This is a genomic window from Trinickia soli, assembly GCF_002879855.1.
GTDB lineage: Bacteria > Pseudomonadota > Gammaproteobacteria > Burkholderiales > Burkholderiaceae > Trinickia > Trinickia soli.
The window spans coordinates 75,230-95,064 of the sequence record NZ_PNYB01000003.1; the positions used below are offsets into that span (position 1 = coordinate 75,230).

General features: G+C 63.0%; 15 protein-coding genes, 1 tRNA gene and 2 pseudogenes. 6 read left to right on the forward strand and 12 right to left on the reverse strand.

The window, feature by feature from the left end:
- Positions 1 to 55 precede the first annotated feature (55 nt).
- Together C0Z19_RS04480 and C0Z19_RS04485 are read right to left on the reverse strand one after the other, a co-directional pair.
- A complete protein-coding gene (locus tag C0Z19_RS04480; RefSeq protein WP_102608606.1) occupies positions 56 to 805 on the reverse strand; it encodes a creatininase family protein in 750 nt (249 codons plus the stop codon).
- A gap of 138 nt (positions 806 to 943) precedes the next feature.
- Positions 944 to 2,239 (reverse strand): MFS transporter, encoded by a 1,296-nt coding sequence (locus C0Z19_RS04485; protein ID WP_102608829.1) that lies wholly within the window; start codon positions 2,237 to 2,239, stop codon positions 944 to 946.
- A gap of 187 nt (positions 2,240 to 2,426) precedes the next feature.
- Between C0Z19_RS04485 and C0Z19_RS04490 the strand changes: the two genes are divergently transcribed.
- A complete protein-coding gene (locus C0Z19_RS04490) occupies positions 2,427 to 3,362 on the forward strand; it encodes a LysR family transcriptional regulator (RefSeq protein WP_102608830.1) in 936 nt (311 codons plus the stop codon).
- Positions 3,363 to 3,490: 128 nt separating this feature from the next.
- On the forward strand, positions 3,491 to 3,790 hold the full coding sequence (locus C0Z19_RS28600; protein ID WP_233196022.1) for a hypothetical protein: 300 nt from the start codon (positions 3,491 to 3,493) through the stop codon (positions 3,788 to 3,790).
- Between the two features lie 230 nt (positions 3,791 to 4,020).
- On the opposite strand, the pseudogene C0Z19_RS29000 reads toward C0Z19_RS28600, so the two are convergent.
- A pseudogene (locus C0Z19_RS29000) lies at positions 4,021 to 4,080 on the reverse strand (DUF1493 family protein); the annotation flags it as partial.
- A gap of 797 nt (positions 4,081 to 4,877) precedes the next feature.
- On the opposite strand from C0Z19_RS29000, the gene C0Z19_RS04500 reads away from it, so the two are divergent.
- On the forward strand, positions 4,878 to 5,096 hold the full coding sequence (locus tag C0Z19_RS04500; RefSeq protein ID WP_233195996.1) for a hypothetical protein: 219 nt from the start codon (positions 4,878 to 4,880) through the stop codon (positions 5,094 to 5,096).
- Positions 5,097 to 5,173: 77 nt separating this feature from the next.
- Here C0Z19_RS04500 and C0Z19_RS04505 read toward each other — a convergent pair whose 3' ends face one another.
- The 7 genes and pseudogenes from C0Z19_RS04505 to C0Z19_RS04535 form a co-directional block, all read right to left on the reverse strand.
- Complete coding sequence (locus tag C0Z19_RS04505; RefSeq protein WP_146011994.1) at positions 5,174 to 6,082, reverse strand: DNA-binding protein; 909 nt, start codon at positions 6,080 to 6,082, stop codon at positions 5,174 to 5,176.
- A gap of 601 nt (positions 6,083 to 6,683) precedes the next feature.
- Positions 6,684 to 7,267, reverse strand: a pseudogene (locus C0Z19_RS04510) (recombinase family protein).
- 63 nt (positions 7,268 to 7,330) lie between these two features.
- Positions 7,331 to 7,421, reverse strand: a tRNA-Ser gene (locus tag C0Z19_RS04515).
- Positions 7,422 to 7,578: 157 nt separating this feature from the next.
- On the reverse strand, positions 7,579 to 8,877 hold the full coding sequence (gene serS / locus C0Z19_RS04520; RefSeq protein ID WP_102608609.1) for a serine--tRNA ligase: 1,299 nt from the start codon (positions 8,875 to 8,877) through the stop codon (positions 7,579 to 7,581).
- A 128-nt stretch (positions 8,878 to 9,005) separates the two neighbouring features.
- Positions 9,006 to 10,319 carry a replication-associated recombination protein A gene (locus C0Z19_RS04525; RefSeq protein WP_102608610.1) on the reverse strand — a complete coding sequence of 438 codons (1,314 nt, stop codon included), beginning with the start codon at positions 10,317 to 10,319 and terminating at the stop codon, positions 9,006 to 9,008.
- A 9-nt stretch (positions 10,320 to 10,328) separates the two neighbouring features.
- Positions 10,329 to 11,012 (reverse strand): outer membrane lipoprotein chaperone LolA, encoded by a 684-nt coding sequence (gene lolA, locus C0Z19_RS04530; RefSeq protein WP_233196020.1) that lies wholly within the window; start codon positions 11,010 to 11,012, stop codon positions 10,329 to 10,331.
- 169 nt (positions 11,013 to 11,181) lie between these two features.
- The gene (locus C0Z19_RS04535; protein ID WP_102608831.1) at positions 11,182 to 13,491 is read right to left on the reverse strand and encodes a DNA translocase FtsK; all 2,310 of its coding nucleotides are present in this window, start codon (positions 13,489 to 13,491) and stop codon (positions 11,182 to 11,184) included.
- Positions 13,492 to 13,784: 293 nt separating this feature from the next.
- Between C0Z19_RS04535 and trxB the strand changes: the two genes are divergently transcribed.
- The 3 genes from trxB to C0Z19_RS04550 all read left to right on the forward strand — a co-directional run bounded on the left by trxB (position 13,785) and on the right by C0Z19_RS04550 (position 16,230).
- Positions 13,785 to 14,780, forward strand: a complete 996-nt coding sequence (trxB, locus tag C0Z19_RS04540) for a thioredoxin-disulfide reductase (RefSeq protein ID WP_102608612.1) — start codon at positions 13,785 to 13,787, stop codon at positions 14,778 to 14,780.
- 102 nt (positions 14,781 to 14,882) lie between these two features.
- On the forward strand, positions 14,883 to 15,620 hold the full coding sequence (locus C0Z19_RS04545) for a Smr/MutS family protein (RefSeq protein ID WP_102608613.1): 738 nt from the start codon (positions 14,883 to 14,885) through the stop codon (positions 15,618 to 15,620).
- The gene (locus C0Z19_RS04550; RefSeq protein ID WP_102608832.1) at positions 15,610 to 16,230 is read left to right on the forward strand and encodes a trimeric intracellular cation channel family protein; all 621 of its coding nucleotides are present in this window, start codon (positions 15,610 to 15,612) and stop codon (positions 16,228 to 16,230) included. The genes C0Z19_RS04545 and C0Z19_RS04550 overlap by 11 nt, the downstream gene beginning before the upstream one ends.
- Before the next feature lie 64 nt (positions 16,231 to 16,294).
- Here C0Z19_RS04550 and C0Z19_RS04555 read toward each other — a convergent pair whose 3' ends face one another.
- Positions 16,295 to 17,182 carry a transglutaminase family protein gene (locus C0Z19_RS04555; RefSeq protein ID WP_102608614.1) on the reverse strand — a complete coding sequence of 296 codons (888 nt, stop codon included), beginning with the start codon at positions 17,180 to 17,182 and terminating at the stop codon, positions 16,295 to 16,297.
- Positions 17,179 to 19,827 carry a circularly permuted type 2 ATP-grasp protein gene (locus C0Z19_RS04560; RefSeq protein ID WP_233195997.1) on the reverse strand — a complete coding sequence of 883 codons (2,649 nt, stop codon included), beginning with the start codon at positions 19,825 to 19,827 and terminating at the stop codon, positions 17,179 to 17,181. Before C0Z19_RS04560 ends, C0Z19_RS04555 begins: the two co-directional genes overlap by 4 nt.
- Positions 19,828 to 19,835 lie beyond the last annotated feature (8 nt).

The following is a 19,835-nucleotide window of genomic DNA, read 5'->3' on the forward strand; positions in this document are numbered from 1 at the left end:
TCGGGGCCGAGCAATATGAACGCCGCTTGCACGCTGCTTTAACGCGGCTTCAACGCTACTGCGGCGCGATTTCGCGACCGAACTCCTCCAACTCGCGAATCAGGCTTTGCGCCGCCATCGAGACCAGCGCACCGCCTTTCTCCCTCGACGCCTGCGCCGGATCGGAACCCATGCGCCCATCGGGAAAGCGTGCGCGAAAGTCCCGCGCTTCGCGAATCGGACCCGATGGTGCAATCCGGGGCGTGTAGCTTGCCGTCTTGATGGTCTCGGGAAGCGCCCATTGCGTGATGGCGATCTCCGATGGCGTTGCGTGCGAACCATGCCCCTCGGGAAACTGCTCGCGCGCCAGTTCGCCGACACCTTCCAGATCCCACCAGTTGCGCAGCTTCAATGCGAAGCCGAGCCGACGGTTCGCGAAACTGGCCTCGGCGTAGATCTCCGAGAACGCCGCTTCGATCGATGCAATGTTGCCGCCGTGGCCGTTCAAAAACAAAATCTGCTCGAAGCCGTGAACCGCCAGCGAGCGCACCCAGTCGCCAATCGCCGCAATGAACGTCGACGGACGCAGCGAGATCGTTCCCGCGAATCCCAGGTGATGTTGCGCCATACCGATGTTGAAGGTGGGTGCAACCAGGATATCCGCGCTCTGATGCGCCTCGCGCGCGATGATTTCCGGGCAGAGCCAGTCGGTGCCGAGCAAGCCGGTCGGCCCATGCTGTTCGTTGGAACCGATCGGCACGACGATCGAGCGGCTGCGCTGCAGGTATTGCTCGATTTCGGCCCATGTCGATAGATGTAAAAGCATGTCGTTCTCTCTTTCGCCGCATGCTGTCTGAACGCGGCACGTTGGTTGAACTGCAATCTGCAATGGTTCGACCCGCCGTTGGCAACGAGGGTCGAAAAGCCTTTCGCTTACGGTTTGATCAATGCGCGGCACGCAGCCTCATGACCTTACCTCCGATGGGAGCCTGTTTGCGACGAGCATCACGGCGCCGCAGCATGCCAGAGCGGCAACGATGAGAAGCCCGAGATGAAGATTTCCGGTTGCCATCTTGGCCCAGCCGATGATGGCCGGCCCCCAGAATCCACCCGACAGGCCAATTGTATTGATCAACGCGATCCCGCCTGCTGCCGCATCGCCTTTGATGTACTGCGCGGGAATCGCCCAAAACACGGTATAGGCCATCCACAGCCCCGTCGTGGCGAAGGTGAGCAAGACCAGCGCCGCGATCAAATGCCCATCGGCAAAAACGCACAGCGAAAGCAGCACTGCAGCGAGTATCGCCGGCACCGAACTGTGATAGCGCCTTTCACCACAAACATCCGATCGACGACCGATGACGTACATGCCCACCGCGGCGCCGACGTAGGGGATCGCCGTATACCAGCCAAGCAGTATCGTATCGTTGACGCCCTCCGATTTGACGATGGTCGGCAGCCAGAAGCTCAGCGCGTAAATCGAAGCGATGATGCAAAAGTACGCGCACGCGAGCAGATAAACCTTTGGGTTGCGCAGGACAGCCTTGAACGAATGCCCTTCTCTGCTGTGTGCCGTGTCGAGCTCAGCTTGAAGCAAGCGCTTTTCCTCATCGCTGAGCCAGCCGGCCTGCGAGGGACGATCCGACAGAACGTATAGTGTCAGCACGCCCAGCGCGACGCACGGCACGCCTTCAACAAGAAACATCCATTGCCAGCCCGCAAGACCACCGACACCGGCGAGCGAGGTCATCAGCCACGCCGAAACCGGGCCGCCGACGATTCCGCCGATCGGGCCGGCCAAAAAAACGATCGCGATGGCGCGGGCCATGCGTGACGGACCGTACCAGCGCGACAGATAGAAGATCATGCCCGGTGCGAAACCGGCTTCGAAGATTCCAAGCAAGAAGCGCATGGCGTAGAACGTCCGGACGTCGCGCACGAACAGCGTGCAGGCCGACGTGATCCCCCACAGCACGAGGATCCGACAAAATGTTTTACGCGCGCCGACTCTGGGCAGCATGAGATTGCTCGGCAGTTCGAATAGCACATAGCCCAGGAAGAAAATGCCGGCGCCCACGCCATATGCCGCATCGGAAAAGCCAAGGGCGCTTTGCATCTGCAATTTGGCAAAGCCGACATTGACCCGGTCCATATACGCAAACAAATAACAAATCAGCAAAAACGGCAGAAGCCGCCAGTTGAGTCTGTCGTAGAGCGCGCGGTGCTCGCTCCCGGCGATTGCCGTCTGAATGGTTGCCATGATCGTCTCCGGTTTCAGTTTTGAGTGCGGCGGTTTCGGTCCGTGAATCTTCGCGAAGCCCACTGGAACCAGCAAGAGCAACTAAGTTCACGTTGCGTTGCTCGTAGAGCAACGGCTACGATGGCGACGAGCGATGCGCCGTGACGGGCGTGAAGCGAGCATTCGACAGCGCGAGGGGACGACCGACATGCGGGAGATCAATCAACAACGCCTGCGATATTTTTATGAAGTATTGACGCACGGCACGATTCGAGGGGCGGCGGACCACCTCAATACGTCGCCCTCGGTGGTGACCCGGCAGATCAAGTTGCTCGAAGATGAACTGGGCGCGATGTTGTTCGAGCGGCAAGCCCGCGGCGTCAAACCGACGGAGGCGGCCGCGCATCTGCTTGAGTTTTGGAGGGGGTACCGCTCGCACCAGGAGAAGCTGGAAGATCAGCTTCACGCGTTGAAGGGACTCCGGCAGGGGCATGTGCAGCTTGCCATCAGCGAAGGCTATGTCGATGCGCTCATCGACGAGGTGCTGACACCTTTCTGCGCGCGATATCCCGAGTTGAGCATCGGGATGCAAAGCCTGGGTGTTGACGACATCCTGAACGAGGTCGCCGAGAGCCGCGCGCATATCGGCCTTGCCTATAACCCGCCGCCACATGATCGCGTCGAATATCGTGCGACTTCATCGCAGCCCGTGGTGATGCTCGTTCGGCCCGGGCATCCGCTGGCGCTCCGGGGTGGCGCGGCCACGATCGAGGATCTACTCGCCTACCCGCTTGCGTTGATGCCGGCTACGTTCGGCATCGGGCATGCCGCGAAAATGCTCGCGTTCGCCGAGAACATCGAGATCCGCCCGACGCTCACCACGAATTCGCTGACTGCACTGAAGCGCATCGTCGCGTCCGGGAACTTCGTGACGCTCATTGGCGAATTTGCCGCGTACCGGGAGATCGCTTCGGGCGAGTTGACCATCGTGCCGATCGACCACCCTTTGTTCCGAGGCGCCAAGGCAAGACTCGTCGTCAAGTCGGGCCGCCCGCTCGTTGCCGCGGCGCAAGAGCTGCTCGATTGGATCTTGAGTCGCATGAGCATGTTCGAGAACGCGGATGATGGCGCGGTACGGCCTTGACCGATGCCCTGCTTTTCAAGGAAGGCGGGCGCGGGCGCTATGAGGGCGAAGCGCGGGTTGAGCTGAGAACCGTCGCTTGTCCGCTGGGCGTTCGTTCGGTGAACTAAGTTTTCGTTACGGGGGCTGCTATGAAAAAAGAGGTGACGGCCGAGGATAGGTTTGAAGAGGTGTCCCGTATGGTGATGGCGCTTAAAGGCATCGCCTACGGGGCATCCGTGGCGTCAGACCATTCGGTTACGAATGAGGGGCTTGCCATATCCGGGTTCAGCGGGGGCGTGCAGGTGATCTGCGAGGTGCTGGAGGAGCGGATGGAACTGCTTTGGCAAGCGATGTCGGCTGAGAAAGCGGATGCGGAAGATAGTTCGCAGTCCGAAGTTTCGCATGCGAAAGCTGAGAGTGGTTCGCATGCGGTACTTGCCGCAGCGTAGAATACGCGACGCGTGAGGACAGACGAAGTAGGTAGCGGGCCGGTCAAGTGCGACCGGCCTTTTTTTTGTTCGGCGCGGGCTATTCGAGCGACCAACGGCCTCAGCGTGGCCGCTTCCATCATATCGAGGGTCAAGAGTCGTCCACTTAGCGCCTCTCTGGCGCTCGCGCTGGACGGCGATTTCAGCGTGGTCCAAAGAAACTGTCCGGTTCCCATTGTGACGGAAGGTATGTAGTAAGCGATGTCGAAGTCGCTAATGTCGACGTTAAAGCGCTGCGCCCATATGTGCATGATTTCCACAATCCGCTTGGGGTTCCAATCGAGGTCGTGGTGCAGGTCATATCGCGCGTAAGCGCCTCGTCGATCCCAAGCGGAGATCGGCCGCGCATTTCGCGAATGAACGTTCGAAGGTGAAACCACTCGTCAGCCATTACAGATAATCCTCTCTACGACGGATCTCTAGAATACATCGGGGGAGCTATGCGGTTGGCGATGAGCGCGGTTGATTGGCGGTGCCTTAGCGGCTTGGCGTGTGAAATGCGGCATTCTTTGCGAGTCCAGCAGGCTTATCAACAACAACATTTTCCGAGGAATTTTTTATGCCGATGCAGTGTGGTGCCACTGGATTTTTCCGGGTATATAAAACGAATATGGAAGCGTTGGGCCTGGATGTGCCGACGAGCTGGTACGGCACTCAGGTAACGATACTTACTAAGCTTGGGGCGCTCGTGGCGGCCGTAGACAAGTTTGGGCAAGGGCGCGACTCTGGGCGAACGGATCGGCGCAACGACGTTGCCTGAAAAGCTGTTGGCAGGTGGGGCGATGTACGCGTCATATTACGCGGGCGCTGCGATCGGCAGCGCGATGGTTGCGGCGGGCAAATATACATCCTGCGGCGCTTCGCCAGCGAGCAATGGTAGGGCTTTGTTGCGCTTTCGGGGAGACACTGGCATGCGCGTTTCGCCTTAGTTGTATCACCACATAATGTGCCACCCTGAGATCTTCGATCAGAACGCGCCTGGTAGGCGTGCGTATGGGCATACGGCGCTTGTATGCGATTCGCGAGTTGCAGCCATAGCGAGGCAATGATGAGAATCGGTTCTGCTGAGTGGTGGAAAGATCGTACGGCGCTGATCGTTGTTTCGGTGATACTGGCGTCGCTGGCTTGGGCGTTTGGTCACGTCGCAGGCGAGTGGAGTTCGCTGATTCTCGGCGTTATCGTGTTCGTGGCGTTGTTCACGGAGAACCGCCGATTGCGCCGAGAGGTTAAGCGACTGAGCGAGAACGCATCACTGCGAAATTGCTAAGTAGTCCTCCGTCAATCCGCGCGGCGCTGTTGCCGGTCGTGTGGTGACCAGCCTCGTGATGTGACTGAGCTGCTGCGTCATGATGACTTGTCACTACGGGCGGTTTTCTTTGCGGTAGCCGGCGCTGCCTTCGGTTGCTTGGCCGCGACCTTCTTGGTGGCGCTGGGCAGGTCATCGGGATCCGGCTTGCCGGCAAGCATCGTGGCCACTTGGTCGACGAGCTTTTCGAAGTGTTCGCGGGCGTCGTCGGCTTGATCGAGTGCGCCGTCACGCTGGGCCTCGGCGACCGCCAGGGCTTTTTCGGCATTCACGCGGCTCGCGCGCTCCGCATCCAGTTCGGCTTGCACTCTTTCGAGCATGGCCTCGAGTGACGGCAGACGCTCGAGACGCAGCTCGGCGCGTGCCAGCTTCTCCCGCGCTTCTTCCGCTGCGCCGCGCAGTGCTGATGCGTCGGCGTTCGCCTGTGCCGCGGCTGCCGCTGATTCTCTTCTTGCGCGCTCCCCCTTGTCCGTCAGCGCGGCTAGACGCCCTTTGAGCTGCTCGCATTCCGCCTGGACGTGTTGCAGCTCGGCGGCGAGCTCGACGGCGCGTTCTTCGGCCATACGCCCGGCCTCGGCCACGGCCTGCGCGTCAGCCTCCAGCTCTGCCGTCCTGTCGTCGGCAGCCGCCGTTGCCGCAGCGACGGCGGCGCGGATCTGCTCGGCGACAATTGCAGCGATGCGCGGATCCAGTTCGATCGTGGCCACGCGCGCATTCGTCTGCTTTCCCTTCCACGCTTGCAAGTGCGCCAACACGGCATTGGGAGATCCACCGCCGAGCTGGGCGATGACGGCGCGCACGGTCGGACGCTGGCCACTGGCGACAAGGGATTCTGCCGACGCGGCGACGGCATCGAACGTAACGAGCTGGGCTTTGCGGGTATCCATCGTGATAATCCTAATTGGCGACGATGGAATCATGATAACAAATAACAGATAACATAACACGTAACATAACGTTATTTTGTTATTTGTTATCGATTTGTTATGCAGACGGCGCGCAAAATTTTGCGATGCAGCCCATTGAAGTGGCGATGAGATTGGAACCCGTCGAAATTCGATTTCGTAGCGCGGCGCGGCGCTGGATTTTTCGCCCGTCTACCTGTGAATTTCCACAGGTTTGTTGTCATCTGGGAGTCATGTATATTTCGACCTGAATAAAAATCTCAAATATTGGACATTTTAGAGAGAGACTCAAATGTCATCTATTCGTTACATCGAGTGTACCGGGGAGCAGCTCTTCGAAGCGCTCGATCGCATCCCAGTCGACAGCAGTGCTCGCGTGACTGAGCCGGCGCTGGCGAGTCCATTGTTTTGGTTATTTGTAACGGAAAATGGCGCGACTGGGCCGGCATCGGTCGCGGCTGGCGAGTCACAGCCCGCATAGCCGCGGCTGCCCCTGCGGGTCTTCAGTTGCCGATGCGGCTGGAATCCGTCAAGTCGCCGCGCAGCGGCCCCGAAGGGCCTGGACTTGACGGGCGATGCAAAAAGATACGCTGGGCAAGGGGCTGGCAGCACCTGCCCCTTGCCCATGCCGAACGCGAGGCGGTTAAGCCGGCAACAGGCTTGGTTGAGCGGCTTCCGACGCGCGGTATACCGCCCGCTTGATGCTCGAAAGATGGACGCGGTATTGATGAGCCAGTGCGGCCAGCGTATAGCCGCCTGATCGCCATTGCCGCACGACCTGACGCTCTTCGTCGACCTCCAGGCTTCTCGGCCGGCCGAGGCGCACACCGTGCTTCTTCGCAGCCTGCATGCCACTCGTCGTGCGTTCGCGGATCATCTCTCGCTCGAACTCGGCGAAAGCGCCCAGCATCTGCAACATGAGCCGTCCAGCGGGCGTGTTGGTGCGATGTGCTCGGTGAGGCTCTCCAAGGCAGCGCCGCGCTCTTGCAAGCGCTCGATGATGGTGAGGAGGTGCTTAAGCGATCTCGCAACGCGGTCGAGCTTGTAGCCGACCAGGGTGTCGCCGCGTTTGAGATTTCGGAGGAGTTTGTCGAGGACTGGTCGGCGCAGCGTGGCGCCGGACCGTTTTTCTTCGTGAATCAGATCGACGCCCGCTCTCGTCAAAGCGTCGATCTGCGCGCGTGTTTCTTGCTCTTGAGTTGATACTCTTGCGTAACCTATTCTCATTATTTGCGTGTGGTTGTGAAACTCACGCAAATTTAAGCAAAAATCGAGTAGCGCTTTTTTCGTTGGCGGAAAGGGTGGGATTCGAACCCACGATACGGTATAACCGTATACCGGATTTCGAGTCCGGCGCATTCGACCACTCTGCCACCTTTCCGTCTTTTCGAAATCGGGTTGCCTGAAGCACCCGTCTTCGCTTCACCAAGCTGGTCGTCGTTTGGCGAAGCGAAGATTATAGAACAACCATCCCAACATTCCAAGCCCTTTTTCGCAAAAAGGCGCAACGGGGCGGCCGGTACGACGACCGGCGGCGCTCAGCTCGCCGAGCCCACTTCGAGCCGTTCCACGCCGCCCATGTAAGGACGCAGCACCGCAGGCACCGTCACCGAACCATCTGCGTTCTGGAAGTTCTCGAGCACGGCCACGAGCGTACGTCCCACGGCAAGCCCCGAGCCATTCAACGTATGCACGAGTTCGGGCTTGCCCTGCGCGTTGCGATAACGCGCTTGCATTCTTCGCGCCTGAAACGCCTCGGTGTTCGAGCAGCTGGAAATCTCGCGATAAGTGTTCTGCGCCGGCAGCCACACTTCAAGATCGTAGGTCTTCGCCGCCGTGAAGCCCATATCGCCCGTGCAAAGCGTGATCACCCGGTACGGCAATTCGAGCTTCTGCAAAATCGTCTCGGCGTGTACGACCATCTGTTCGAGCGCCTCGTAAGACGTCTCGGGCGCGACGATCTGCACCATCTCGACCTTGTCGAACTGGTGCTGACGGATCATCCCGCGCGTGTCGCGTCCATACGCCCCGGCTTCCGAACGGAAGCAAGGCGAATGCGCCGTCAGCCTGACTGGAAGCGTCGCGCCATCAAGGATGCTCTCGCGCACGGTGTTCGTCAGCGGGATCTCGGAGGTCGAGATCAGGTACTGCGTCACCACGTTCTCGCCGCCGCCCTTCTCCACGCGGAACATGTCGTCCGCGAATTTCGGCAATTGACCCGTGCCGTACAAAATTTCCGGGTTGACGATATACGGCGAATAGACTTCGGTGTAGCCGTGCTGCTGCGTGTGCGTGTCGAGCATGAACTGCGCAAGCGCACGATGCAGCCGCGCCATCGCGCCGCGCAGCATCGTGAAGCGCGCACCGGCCAGCTTCGCACCCGTTTCAAAATCGAGGCCGAGCGGCGTGCCGACATCGACATGATCCTTCACTTCGAACTCGAATTGGCGCGGCATGCCCCAACGGCGCACTTCGACGTTGCCCTGCTCGTCATTGCCGGCCGGCACGCTTTCGTGCGGCAGGTTCGGCATTTCAAGCATCAACTTCGACAAACGCGATTGCACATCGTCGAGCTGCGCAGCCGATGCTTTCATCTCGTCGCCAAGACCGCCGACCTCGGCCATCAGCGCCGTCGTGTCCTCGCCGCGCCCTTTCATTGCGCCGATCTGCTTGGACAAGCTGTTGCGGCGCGATTGAAGGTCTTCGGTGCGGGTCTGGATAGCGCGGCGTTCGGCTTCGAGCGCCGAGAATGCGGCCACGTCGAGCGTGTAGCCGCGGGCGGCGAGGCGCTGTGCGACGCCGTCGAGATCTTTGCGCAGCAACTGGATGTCGAGCATAGACTAGTGTCCTGGTGCGATTCGTGTCGTGAGTGAAGTCGCGATTTTAACGCACCGGCTTCGTGCGCCGCGTGCCCATGCGAACACGGCACCCAGGCGCGACGCCGAAAGGGCTCGCTCCGGCGCGCTCAGTCGCCTTTGGTCTTTTGCTCGCGTCGCCATGCCGCGTCGAGCTCGGCCAGACGCGAAAGCTTTTCGCCGATCCTGCCCTCCAGGCCGCGCGGCGTCGGCTGGTACCAGTGCGGCTCGCGCATGCCGTCAGGCAGGTAAGTCTCGCCCGCCGCGTAAGCATCGGGCTCGTCGTGGGCGTACCGATACTCATGGCCGTAGCCGAGTTCCTTCATCAGCTTGGTCGGCGCGTTGCGCAAATGCACGGGCACACCGCGCGAACGGTCCTTGCCCACGAAGCGCCGCGCTTCGTTATAAGCCATATATCCCGCGTTCGACTTCGGCGCCACGGCCAGATAGATCAGCGCCTGGGCCAGCGCCAGTTCGCCCTCGGGCGTGCCAAGCCGCTCGTAGGTCTCGGCCGCGTCGAGCGCAATGCGCGGGGCGCGCGGATCGGCCAAGCCGATGTCCTCCCACGCCATCCGCACGATCCGGCGCGCGAGATAGCGCGGGTCCGCCCCGCCGTCCAGCATGCGGCAGAACCAATAGAGCGCGCCGTCCGGGTTGCTGCCGCGCACCGACTTGTGCAACGCACTGATTTGATCGTAGAAGGCGTCGCCGCCTTTGTCGAAGCGGCGCAGGTTCTCGGTGAGCGCGCTGGCGATCAACGCGCCGTCGATGCTTTCGGCCTTTTGCGCCGTGGCGGCACGCGCCACGATCTCGATGTTGTTGAGCAGCTTGCGGCCGTCGCCGTCGGCCGAAACGATCAACGCCTCTTTCGCTTCGTCCGTCATCTCGACGCTGCCCAACGCGGCAAGCGCACGATCGAGCAGTTCGCGTTGCTCGTCGTCATCGAGACTTCTCAGGACGTAGACGGCCGCTCGCGACAGCAGTGCACTGTTCACTTCGAAGGACGGGTTTTCAGTCGTCGCGCCGATGAAGACGAACAAGCCCGACTCGACGTGCGGCAAAAACGCATCCTGCTGACTCTTGTTGAAGCGATGCACCTCGTCGACGAACACGAGCGTGCGCCGGCCATGCGCGCGATGCGTCTGCGCGACTTCGACCGCTTCGCGAATGTCCTTCACGCCCGAGAGCACGGCCGATAGCGCGATGAATTCGGCATCGAACGCCGTGGCCATCAGGCGCGCAAGCGTCGTCTTGCCGACCCCGGGCGGCCCCCACAGGATCATCGAATGCGGCTCGCCCGATTCGAACGCCACGCGCAGCGGCTTCATCGGCCCGAGCAAATGCTTTTGACCGATGACCTCGTCGATCATGGTGGGCCGCAGCCGCTCGGCGAGCGGCATGCCGGCGCGGTTCTCTTCAAACATGAGGTGGCGTTATCCGTTGATCACATCGGCGCCCTTGGGCACCGTGAACTTGAACGCGCCCGGCTTCAAGGCGGGATTCTTTTGGATGTTCGAAAAAGTGAGCAACGTCACGTTGCCGAACACGTCGTGCAATTCCATCGCTTCGAGATTGCCGTCGCGAAAGCCGATGCCGACGCGCTCGAACTGCGTGTCGCGCGCTTTCGGAATCAGCTCGAGCCAGTCGATGCCCTGCTTCACGCCGGCATCGTGCAGTGTGAAGTTCTTCTCGAGATCGTTACTGCCGAACAGGATGGCCGCCGGGCTCGCACCAAGCGCGCCGCCGAGCTTGCGCACCGTGACCTGATTCAAATCCTTGTCGTAGACGTACAGCTTGTCGCCGTCCGCCTGCAGCACCTGCTCGTACGGCTTCTCATACGACCAGATGAATTTGCCCGGGCGCGCAAACATGAACGTGCCGCTCGACGTGCCGCCCAGCGTCGGCACAACGGCGCCGCTCGCGCCAGCGTTCTTGGACGGCGCTCTGACTTCGCGCTGCACGAAATCGCCACGCGCCGCGTGCACCTGCGCGATGAATGCCTTCAATTGCTCGGTGCCGCTCGCGAATGCGGCCGGCGCGCAAACGAGCAACGAGACGCCGACCAAGGCCGCGCCAACGCTACGCGCGAGCGCGCTGCCGATACGCGTGCCATGCAACGGCGAGCGAGCGCCGCGTCGAAACGAGTACTGCGTGGAATTCAATGTCACTCTCCGTGTTGGTTCGGAAAAACCGTGATCGGAAACAGCGGACTCGGGAAACGCCCGGTGCCCGCAGCGCCGCCGCTCGATCGATGCGCCGCCCGGCGCCGAGCGGCTTCAATCGGTATCAATCGGCTTCGCGCGACGGCACCAGGATTTCGCGATTACCGTTCGACGACATCGCCGAGACGAGTCCCGATTGCTCCATTTGTTCAAGCAATCGCGCCGCACGGTTGTAGCCGATGCGCAAATGCCGCTGCACGAGCGAGATCGAGGCCCGCCGGTTCTTGACGACGACCTCGACCGCTTGGTCGTACAGCGGGTCCGATTCGCCGCCGGCCTGTCCGCCGCTCGCCGCCGAGCCTTCGTCGCCGTCGCCGGCCAAGCCCCCTTCGAGCAGCCCTTCGACATAATTCGGCTCGCCGTGCTCCTTGAGCTTTTGGACGACGCGATGCACTTCGTCGTCGGAAACGAACGCGCCATGCACGCGCACGGGCAGCCCCGAGCCGGGCGGCAGGTACAGCATGTCGCCCATGCCAAGCAGCGATTCGGCGCCTTGCTGATCGAGAATCGTGCGCGAATCGATCTTCGACGAAACCTGGAACGCCATCCGCGTGGGCACGTTGGCCTTGATGAGGCCCGTGATGACATCGACCGACGGACGCTGCGTCGCCAGAATCAAGTGGATCCCCGCTGCACGCGCCTTCTGGGCGATGCGCGCGATGAGCTCTTCGACCTTCTTGCCGACGACCATCATCAGGTCGGCCAATTCGTCGATCACGACGACGATGTGCGGCAAGCGCGTGAGCGGCTCGGGCGCATCGGGCGTCAGGCTGAACGGATTGGGCAGCTTTTCCTCGCGCTTGGCCGCCTCGTCGATCTTGTTGTTGTAGCCGGCGAGGTTGCGCACGCCGAGCTTGCTCATGAGCTTGTAGCGGCGTTCCATTTCCGCGACGGCCCAGTTCAGCGCATGACCGGCCTGGCGCATATCGGTGACGACAGGGCACAGCAGGTGCGGAATCCCCTCGTAGACGCTCATTTCGAGCATCTTCGGATCGATGAGGATCATCCGGACGTCCTCAAAGCTCGCCTTGTACAGCAGCGAGAGGATCATCGCGTTGATACCGACCGACTTGCCCGAACCCGTCGTACCGGCCACGAGCAAGTGCGGCATCTTCGCCAGATCGGCGCAGACGGGATTGCCGCCGATATCCTTGCCGAGCCCCATCGTCAACTTCGACGCGGCATCGGCATACACCTCGGAGCCAAGAATTTCCGACAGGCGCACCGTTTGACGGCGCTGATTCGGCAACTCGAGCGCCATGTAGTTCTTGCCTGGAATCGTCTCGACCACACGAATCGACACGAGCGACAGCGAGCGCGCGAGGTCCTTGGCCAGATTGACGATCTGGCTGCCTTTGACGCCCGTGGCCGGCTCGATCTCGTAACGCGTGACGACAGGGCCCGGGTAGGCCGCGACGACGCTGACGTCGACGCCGAAATCCTTCAGCTTTTTCTCGATCAGCCGGGAAGTGAATTCGAGCGTATCGGCCGAAATCGTCTCCTGCGCGGGCGGCGCCGGATCGAGCAGCGCGATCGGGGGCAACGTCGAATCGCCGGGCAGATCGGCAAACAACGGGACCTGCTTTTCCTTTTCGACGCGCTCGGATTTCGGCGGCGTCGTCATGGGCGGCACGATCGTGACGGGCTCGTGGTCTTCCAGCCTGACGCGGCTTTGCTCGACTTTGCCCTCGCGCTTGACCGCAGCGGCCTCGCCGAGCTTGCGGTCGCGCCCCGCCTCGCGCCGCAGCTTCGCGAGCGTGACGGCCGAGATGATCGATTCGCCGACACGCTCAGCCACCGACAGCCACGAGAAGCGGAAATAAAGCGACAGACCGATCGCCAGCGCGAGCAGCAGCGCCAACGTGCCGCCCGTGAAGCCGAGCGCGTGTGAAACGGCACGCGCCACCGCGTCGCCGACGATACCACCCGGCGCGCGCGGCAGCGGCACGCGCACCGACCACATGCGCAGCGCCTCGATGCCATCGCAGGCCAGCAGCACGAGCACGAACGAGAAGGCATCTGCGATCCAGGCGCCATCGCGCGGGACGTCCTCTTCCGCGCTGTGGTTCCGGTTCAGACGGCTGTAGTTGGCGGCGATGCGCCGCGCCAGCAGCACGACCCACCAATAAGCGGATAAACCGAACAGCAACAGCAGGATGTCGGCGGTCCAGGCGCCGACGCGCCCCGCCCAGTTGGCGATGCGGTCGACTTGCGCAGCGTGGGTCCAGCTCGGGTCGTGACGGCTGTAACTGACGAGCGCCATCACGAGGAACACGCAGAGCGCGACCTGCAGGATCCAACGAATTTCGGTGAAAAGGCGCGACATGCGATGCGGTAACGCTTGCGCAGGCGCCGAATAGGGAGCTTTGGCCATGAATCCGTAGCAGCGTGGCGGGCGCACCCGCCAGGGGTTCGATGCCGGCTATTGTAAACGTTGCGTCGCACGGCCGGCTGTAAATGACGGTAACGGCCGCAATCCACAATCCAGGCACGCGCGTCAATACTATCGCGACGATTGACGACGCCTTCAGCGGCACCCGCGACGGCCCTTTATAATTACGCCCGTATGCCCAACTTCGCGTTGTGGCGCAGCGCAGCCGGTCACCGCGCACGCCGCGCCGCCTCCGGGCAGCCTCCTTGCGGCACTCTTTTACGGAACGAACAATCATGTCCACGCGCAAACACGCCAAAGTGCTCATCCTCGGTTCCGGCCCCGCCGGCTATACGGCCGCCGTCTACGCTGCGCGCGCGAACCTGTCTCCTGTCCTCGTCACGGGCCTCGCCCAAGGCGGCCAGCTGATGACGACGACCGATGTCGAGAACTGGCCGGCCGATGCGAACGGCGTCCAAGGCCCCGAACTGATGCAGCGGTTTCTCGAACACGCCGAGCGCTTCAACACCGAGATCGTGTTCGACCACATTCACACGGCCAAGCTGGACGAGAAGCCGATCCGGCTGATCGGCGATTCCGGCGAATACACCTGCGACTCGCTGATCATCGCGACGGGCGCATCGGCCCAGTACCTGGGGTTGCCGTCGGAAGAAGCGTTCTCCGGCCGCGGGGTCTCGGCCTGCGCCACCTGCGACGGGTTCTTCTACAAGCAGCAGCACGTGGCCGTCGTCGGGGGGGGCAATACGGCCGTCGAAGAGGCGCTCTACCTCTCCGGCATCGCGAGCAAGGTCACGGTCATCCACCGCCGCGACAAGTTCCGCGCCGAGCCGATCCTGATCGATCGTCTGCTCGAAAAAGAGAAGGAAGGCGTCGTGGAAATCAAATGGAACCACGTGCTCGACGAAGTGACCGGCGACGACTCGGGCGTCACCGGCGTGCGCATCAAGCACGCGCAAACGGGTGCAACGAGCGAACTCGCGTTGCAAGGCGTCTTTATCGCGATCGGGCACAAGCCGAACACCGACATCTTCGAAGGGCAGCTCGAGATGAAGAACGGCTACATCATCACGAACGGCGGGCTGAACGGCAATGCGACCGGCACGAGCGTGCCGGGCGTGTTCGCAGCCGGCGACGTCCAAGACCACGTCTACCGCCAGGCGATCACGAGCGCAGGAACGGGTTGCATGGCTGCGCTCGACGCACAGCGTTACCTGGAAAGCGTGAACGAGCTCCATCAGGATCGCGTGATGAGCGCGGAAGCCGACCGATAAAATAGCGCTCGTCTGCGCCGCTCGGCGCGAGGCCGGGCGCCGTCGCATGCGAACGAGGGCCGCGGCCGCCAAGCCGACGGCCCTTTTTGCGTCGTTACCGCCATGTCGAAGAATCGTCCCCATTCGAGCGAGGCCAAGCGCGGCGAGCCGGTTGCACGCGGCTCCGGCCTATCCGATCTTGCCGCGCTGCGCGATGCGCTCAAACAAAACGCCGCCGAACGCGAGCGCGAGCGTATCGCCGCCGTCAAAGCCGCACGTGAAGCGGCGGCCGATGCAGAGTTGTTCCGCCGCGAAGTAGGCGACGTCGCGCCGATCGCCGCGGCGACCCGCGCCATGCACGGACGCATGCCGCCGCCGGCCCTGCCGCTGCAAACGCGCCGTGACGAACAGGCCGTACTGAATGAGGCGATCTCCGACGAGTTCGACCCCGAGGTGCTGCTCGACACCGACGAGTCGCTGTACTACTGCCGGCCCGGCATCAGCCACGAAGTCGTACGCAAGCTGCGCCGCGGACATTGGATCGTGCAGGCGCAACTCGATCTGCATGGCATGCGGCGCGAAGAAGCACGCGAGGCGCTGGCCGGCTTCATTCGCGAGACGGTCAAGCGCGGCCTGCGCTGCGTGCGCGTGATCCATGGCAAAGGACTGGGCTCGGTCGGCAAGGAACCCGTGCTCAAGGGCAAGGTGCGAGCGTGGCTCGTGCAGAAGGCCGAAGTGATCGCCTTTTGCCAGGCGCGCGCGCACGACGGCGGCGCCGGTGCCGTGCTCGTGCTGCTGCAACCGGGCCCCGCAAGGCAAACGGGCGCACGCACCGAACGGGATGGCCACGGTGCATCCTAGGCTTACATTTGCGCTCGCCATCATCGAGGGCCTTGCGATCCTCGCCTATGCTTTCTCGGGTTTCATCGAAGCGCGCAAGCGCCGGCTCGACGCGGTCGGCACCTTCCTCGTCGCACTGGCGACGGCGTTCGGCGGCGGCACCGTGCGCGACGTGCTGCTCGAACGCCGGCCGTTTTACTGGGTCGAGCACCAGGCGTATGTCATCGTCATCTTCGCGCTGTCGCTGTTCGCGCCGGTTGTGCTGCGCATGGCCTCGCGCGTATTCAACGAACGTGCGCTGCTGATTGCCGATGCAATCGGGCTCGGCCTGTTCAGCATCTCGGGCACATCGATCGCGCTCGATGCACACATGCCGCCGTTCATCGCCGTGATGATGGGGGTCGTTACGGGCGTGTTCGGCGGCATCATCCGCGACGTCGTCTGCAACGAGGTGCCGCTGCTGCTGCGCGATTCACGCCCCTACGCCACCTGCGCGTTCGCCGGTTGCTGGCTTTTTCTGCTGCTCGATCATCTGCAGGTGGATTCGGTCTACAGCGTCATCGCCGCCACGAGCTTCATCCTCATCGCACGGCTCATCACGTTCAAGTTCAACGTGCGCCTGCCGCATTGACGAATGCGGTGAGCGCGCGTCGATGATGCGCGGCCGGGCCTTGGCGCGAGCGCCAACAGCCACGCTATTGCGCCGTTACATGGACCGCGACGTCGACGGTGTGCGCTCCCCCGCCAAGGATGATGCCGCGCAGCAGCGACACGTCGCTGTAGTCGCGCCCGACGGCAAGCGTGACGTGGTCGAGATCGGCCAGGACATCGTTGGTCGGATCGAGATCGACCCAGCCTGTGTCAGGGCAGAACACCGATACCCAGGCATGCGACGCATCCGCGCCGATCAGGCGCGGCGCACCGGCCGGCGGCAACGTGCGCAGATAGCCGCTGACATAGCGCGACGCCAATCCGAGCGAACGCAGGCAACCGATCATCACCTGTGCGAAATCCTGGCACACGCCTTGACGCAGACGGAAGGCGCGCAGTGCAGGCGTGTCGAATGCGGTGGCTTGCGGCTCGTAGGTGAACCCGGCATGAATCCGATGCATGAGGTCGATCGCGCCCGCGATGATCGGCACGCCCGGTGCAAAGCTCGGCAGCGCGTAAGCGCGCAGTTCCGGCGCGAGCTCGATATTCGGCGAGGCGAAGACAAATTCGCTTTCGGGCCGGTATGGGCCGCCCGCGCGAAAACGCAGCTGCGCGGCGACATCCTCCCAAGTCGGCGTCGCCGACGCATCGAGGGCGCCCCAGCGCGGCGTCAGCACGACTGTCGTTTCGCTCGTCACGAGCAGGCTCTCGTGCGGCGCATCGAACGAAAAGTAACGCACTTCATTGCCAAAAGCGTCGATGCGCGCGCTCTCATACGACGGCGCCGGATCGATGCTCACGTGATGCGTCACGACGCGCTGCCAGGGGCGATCGAGAGGTCTGACCGTCGCGAGATGCAGCGCCGTCTCGACCGGCGTCGAATAGCGATAGGTCGTCGTATGCGAGACCGACAATCGGACTTCGGCGCTCATGACGACACCCTCGACGCAAGCGCGTGCTCCGCGTGAATGAAGTAGCGCGCACTGATCTCGTTCGATGCCGCCGCGACATGCGCCGCAAGCTCGTCGCAGAGCCCGGTGAGCGTCGCGTAGCGGCCCGTTGCGTCGGTCGCGCAAAGGCGCTCGAGCGACGGCAGCGACGATGCCGGCGGCATCGCCTCGCCGAACGGCCGGCGCGGCGGCCCGCCCGCCGCCGCTGCGATCTCGTCGAGCTTCTTTGCAAGCCGCTCATAAACGCCGTACAACCCACGCGGATTGGTCGGGTCGACGACGACCAGATCGAGCAGCGCCGGCACTTCGAGCCGCCCGGGATAGAGCGAGCGGTAGGTCAGCGTGCTGTCGAAGAATTGCAGCAGACAATCGAAACCGGCCGTCGTGGCCAATACGCCAGCGTCGGCCACGACGTGCAGGAACGTCGTCATGCCGATCACGCGTTCGATATGACGGCCTGCGAAAAGCAGTCGCCATGCTTCGTCGCGCACCATGCGATCGCCCTGTGCGCCGCTGACCGCCGACAGCTGCATCGCCAGCGTTTCGAGCGCGCTCAATAGCGCGACCCGATCGTACGATTCGTGGTGCTCCTCGCGTCCCGCCTCGCCGCCCTCGTTCGCGTGACTGCCGACAGGCGGAGCGAGCGATAACGCATGCAGCGCATCGCGAAAATCGTTGCGCGCAGCGAGTATCGTGCGCCAGTGATCGTTCGAGAGCCGTGCGCGGATCTCGCCGCAGGCTCGGGCCTGGCTCGCAATGGTCCGGCCCACGCTCGCCGTCCCCGAATGCTCATGCAAGCCCACGGCGAGCGCGTGCTCGAACGCGTGCCGCGTAGCGCGCACGGCCGGGTCGTCAGCCGGGATCAGTTCGAAGCGCGCGGCCAGTTCGGTCAGCGTGGGGAGCATGTCCCCGGCATCCTGGTTGTCGAGCGATTCGAGGATCAAGCGAGCGAGCCGGACGCTGTTTTCCGCACGCTCGCAATAGCGGCCGGCCCAAAACAGGTTCTCGGCGGCCCGGCTCGATACCGTGCGGTGACGATGCGCGAAATCGCCGGGCTTCATCGGCGAAGGCAGCAGCGAGAAGCTCGACCCGGGCCGGCTCGACAGCACCCAGGTATCGACGCTGCTGCCGCCGGACTGCATCGACACGCTCGTTTGCCGCTCCCCAGCCATGCGCGTGAATGCGCCCGGCAGCACATTCCAGCCACCCGAGATATCGGCGATCGCATAGACGCGCAGCGAGCACGGCCGGTGGGTCAACGCGCCGTCCTCGTAGCGCGGCATGCAGGAATGCGGCAACGGCGCCTGTATCGTGAACGCGTCGGGCGCCGCTGCGATACGCGCATGCCAATCGGCGAGCCGTTGCGGGCCCGCCGCCAACCCCGGCGGCATATCGGACGAAGCCGGATGAGGCAGCCCGCTCCATGTCGGGACGAGCCATCCTTCGGCGAGCTTTGTCAGTGCATCCTCCCGGACGGCGTCCTCGCCACACCACCAACTCGCGACGCTCGGCAATTCGAGCGTCTCACCGAACAGCGCATCGACGATGCCGGGCAGGAATCCATGCAATGCCGCAGATTCGAGGATGCTCGCGCCCGGCGCGTTGGAGACGACGACATTGCCTGCGCGCATGACCTGCAACAGGCCCGGCACGCCGATGGTCGAATCGGCGCGCAGTTCCACGGGATCGCAAAAGCTGTCGTCCAGCCGGCGCAGCAGACCATGCACGCGTTCGAGACCGGCCAGTGTCTTCAGATAGAGCTTGTCGCCGCGCACCGTGAGATCGGTGCCTTCGACCAGCGTCAACCCGAGATAGCGGGAAAGGAACGCGTGTTCGAAGTAAGTCTCGCTGAAGGGGCCGGGACTCAGCAAAGCGATATGCGGCGAGCCTGCCCGGGTGCGGCGCTCGTCTTCTGTCATGGTCGTGCGCGCCGCCTGCGCGAGCGTGGCAATGAGCTGCGAATACGACGGCGCGAGGCGCCGCACGCCCAGCGAACGAAACGGCTCGGCAAAGAGGCTCGCGACGATGAGCCGGTTCTCGAGCGCATAGCCGAGCCCCGAGGGGGCCTGCGTCTTGTGCCCCATGACGGTCCATTGGCCACCCGGGCCGCGTGCGAGATCGACCCCCACGATTTGCAGGTATCGGCCGCCGGGCGGGACGGCGCCTTTCATCGCGCGCAGATAGCCCGGATGCCCGAATACGAGCGCCGGCGGCAACAGGCCGCGCTCGAGGATCGTCTGCGAGCCGTAGATATCGGCGATGAGTGCTTCGAGCAAACGTGCTCGCTGGGCGACGCCGCGCTCGATCACCGCCCATTCGTCCTCGCCGACGATAAAAGGCAGCACGTCGAGCGCCCACGGCCGCGGTTCGCCGTTATCGGCGTAGGCGTTGTAGGTGATGTCGTTGTCGCGGACCTGCCGGGCGACCACCGTCGCCGCGTGCTCGAGGCCGGCCACGCCGTCTTCGCCGAGGAGCCCGAAAAAACGCCGCCAGGGCGCGCGCAGCAGCCCCGCGTCGTCGCGCATCTCGTCCCAATGGCCGGCGCGTGCGGGAACGTCGCACAAGCGCGCGAGAACATCGTTGACGTCATCTGCGACATCGAACGGCAAGATCGATTGGAAAGGCAAATTGCTCT

Excerpts from the sequence above, each read along its gene's own strand:
- C0Z19_RS04480 (WP_102608606.1), bottom strand. The coding sequence starts at position 805 with ATGCTTTTACATCTATCGACATGGGCCGAAATCGAGCAATACCTGCAG.
- C0Z19_RS04485 (WP_102608829.1), bottom strand. The coding sequence starts at position 2,239 with ATGGCAACCATTCAGACGGCAATCGCCGGGAGCGAGCACCGCGCGCTC.
- C0Z19_RS04490 (WP_102608830.1), top strand. The coding sequence starts at position 2,427 with ATGCGGGAGATCAATCAACAACGCCTGCGATATTTTTATGAAGTATTG.
- C0Z19_RS28600 (WP_233196022.1), top strand. The coding sequence starts at position 3,491 with ATGAAAAAAGAGGTGACGGCCGAGGATAGGTTTGAAGAGGTGTCCCGT.
- C0Z19_RS04500 (WP_233195996.1), top strand. The coding sequence starts at position 4,878 with ATGAGAATCGGTTCTGCTGAGTGGTGGAAAGATCGTACGGCGCTGATC.
- serS (WP_102608609.1), bottom strand. The coding sequence starts at position 8,877 with ATGCTCGACATCCAGTTGCTGCGCAAAGATCTCGACGGCGTCGCACAG.
- C0Z19_RS04525 (WP_102608610.1), bottom strand. The coding sequence starts at position 10,319 with ATGTTTGAAGAGAACCGCGCCGGCATGCCGCTCGCCGAGCGGCTGCGG.
- C0Z19_RS04535 (WP_102608831.1), bottom strand. The coding sequence starts at position 13,491 with ATGGCCAAAGCTCCCTATTCGGCGCCTGCGCAAGCGTTACCGCATCGC.
- trxB (WP_102608612.1), top strand. The coding sequence starts at position 13,785 with ATGTCCACGCGCAAACACGCCAAAGTGCTCATCCTCGGTTCCGGCCCC.
- C0Z19_RS04545 (WP_102608613.1), top strand. The coding sequence starts at position 14,883 with ATGTCGAAGAATCGTCCCCATTCGAGCGAGGCCAAGCGCGGCGAGCCG.
- C0Z19_RS04555 (WP_102608614.1), bottom strand. The coding sequence starts at position 17,182 with ATGAGCGCCGAAGTCCGATTGTCGGTCTCGCATACGACGACCTATCGC.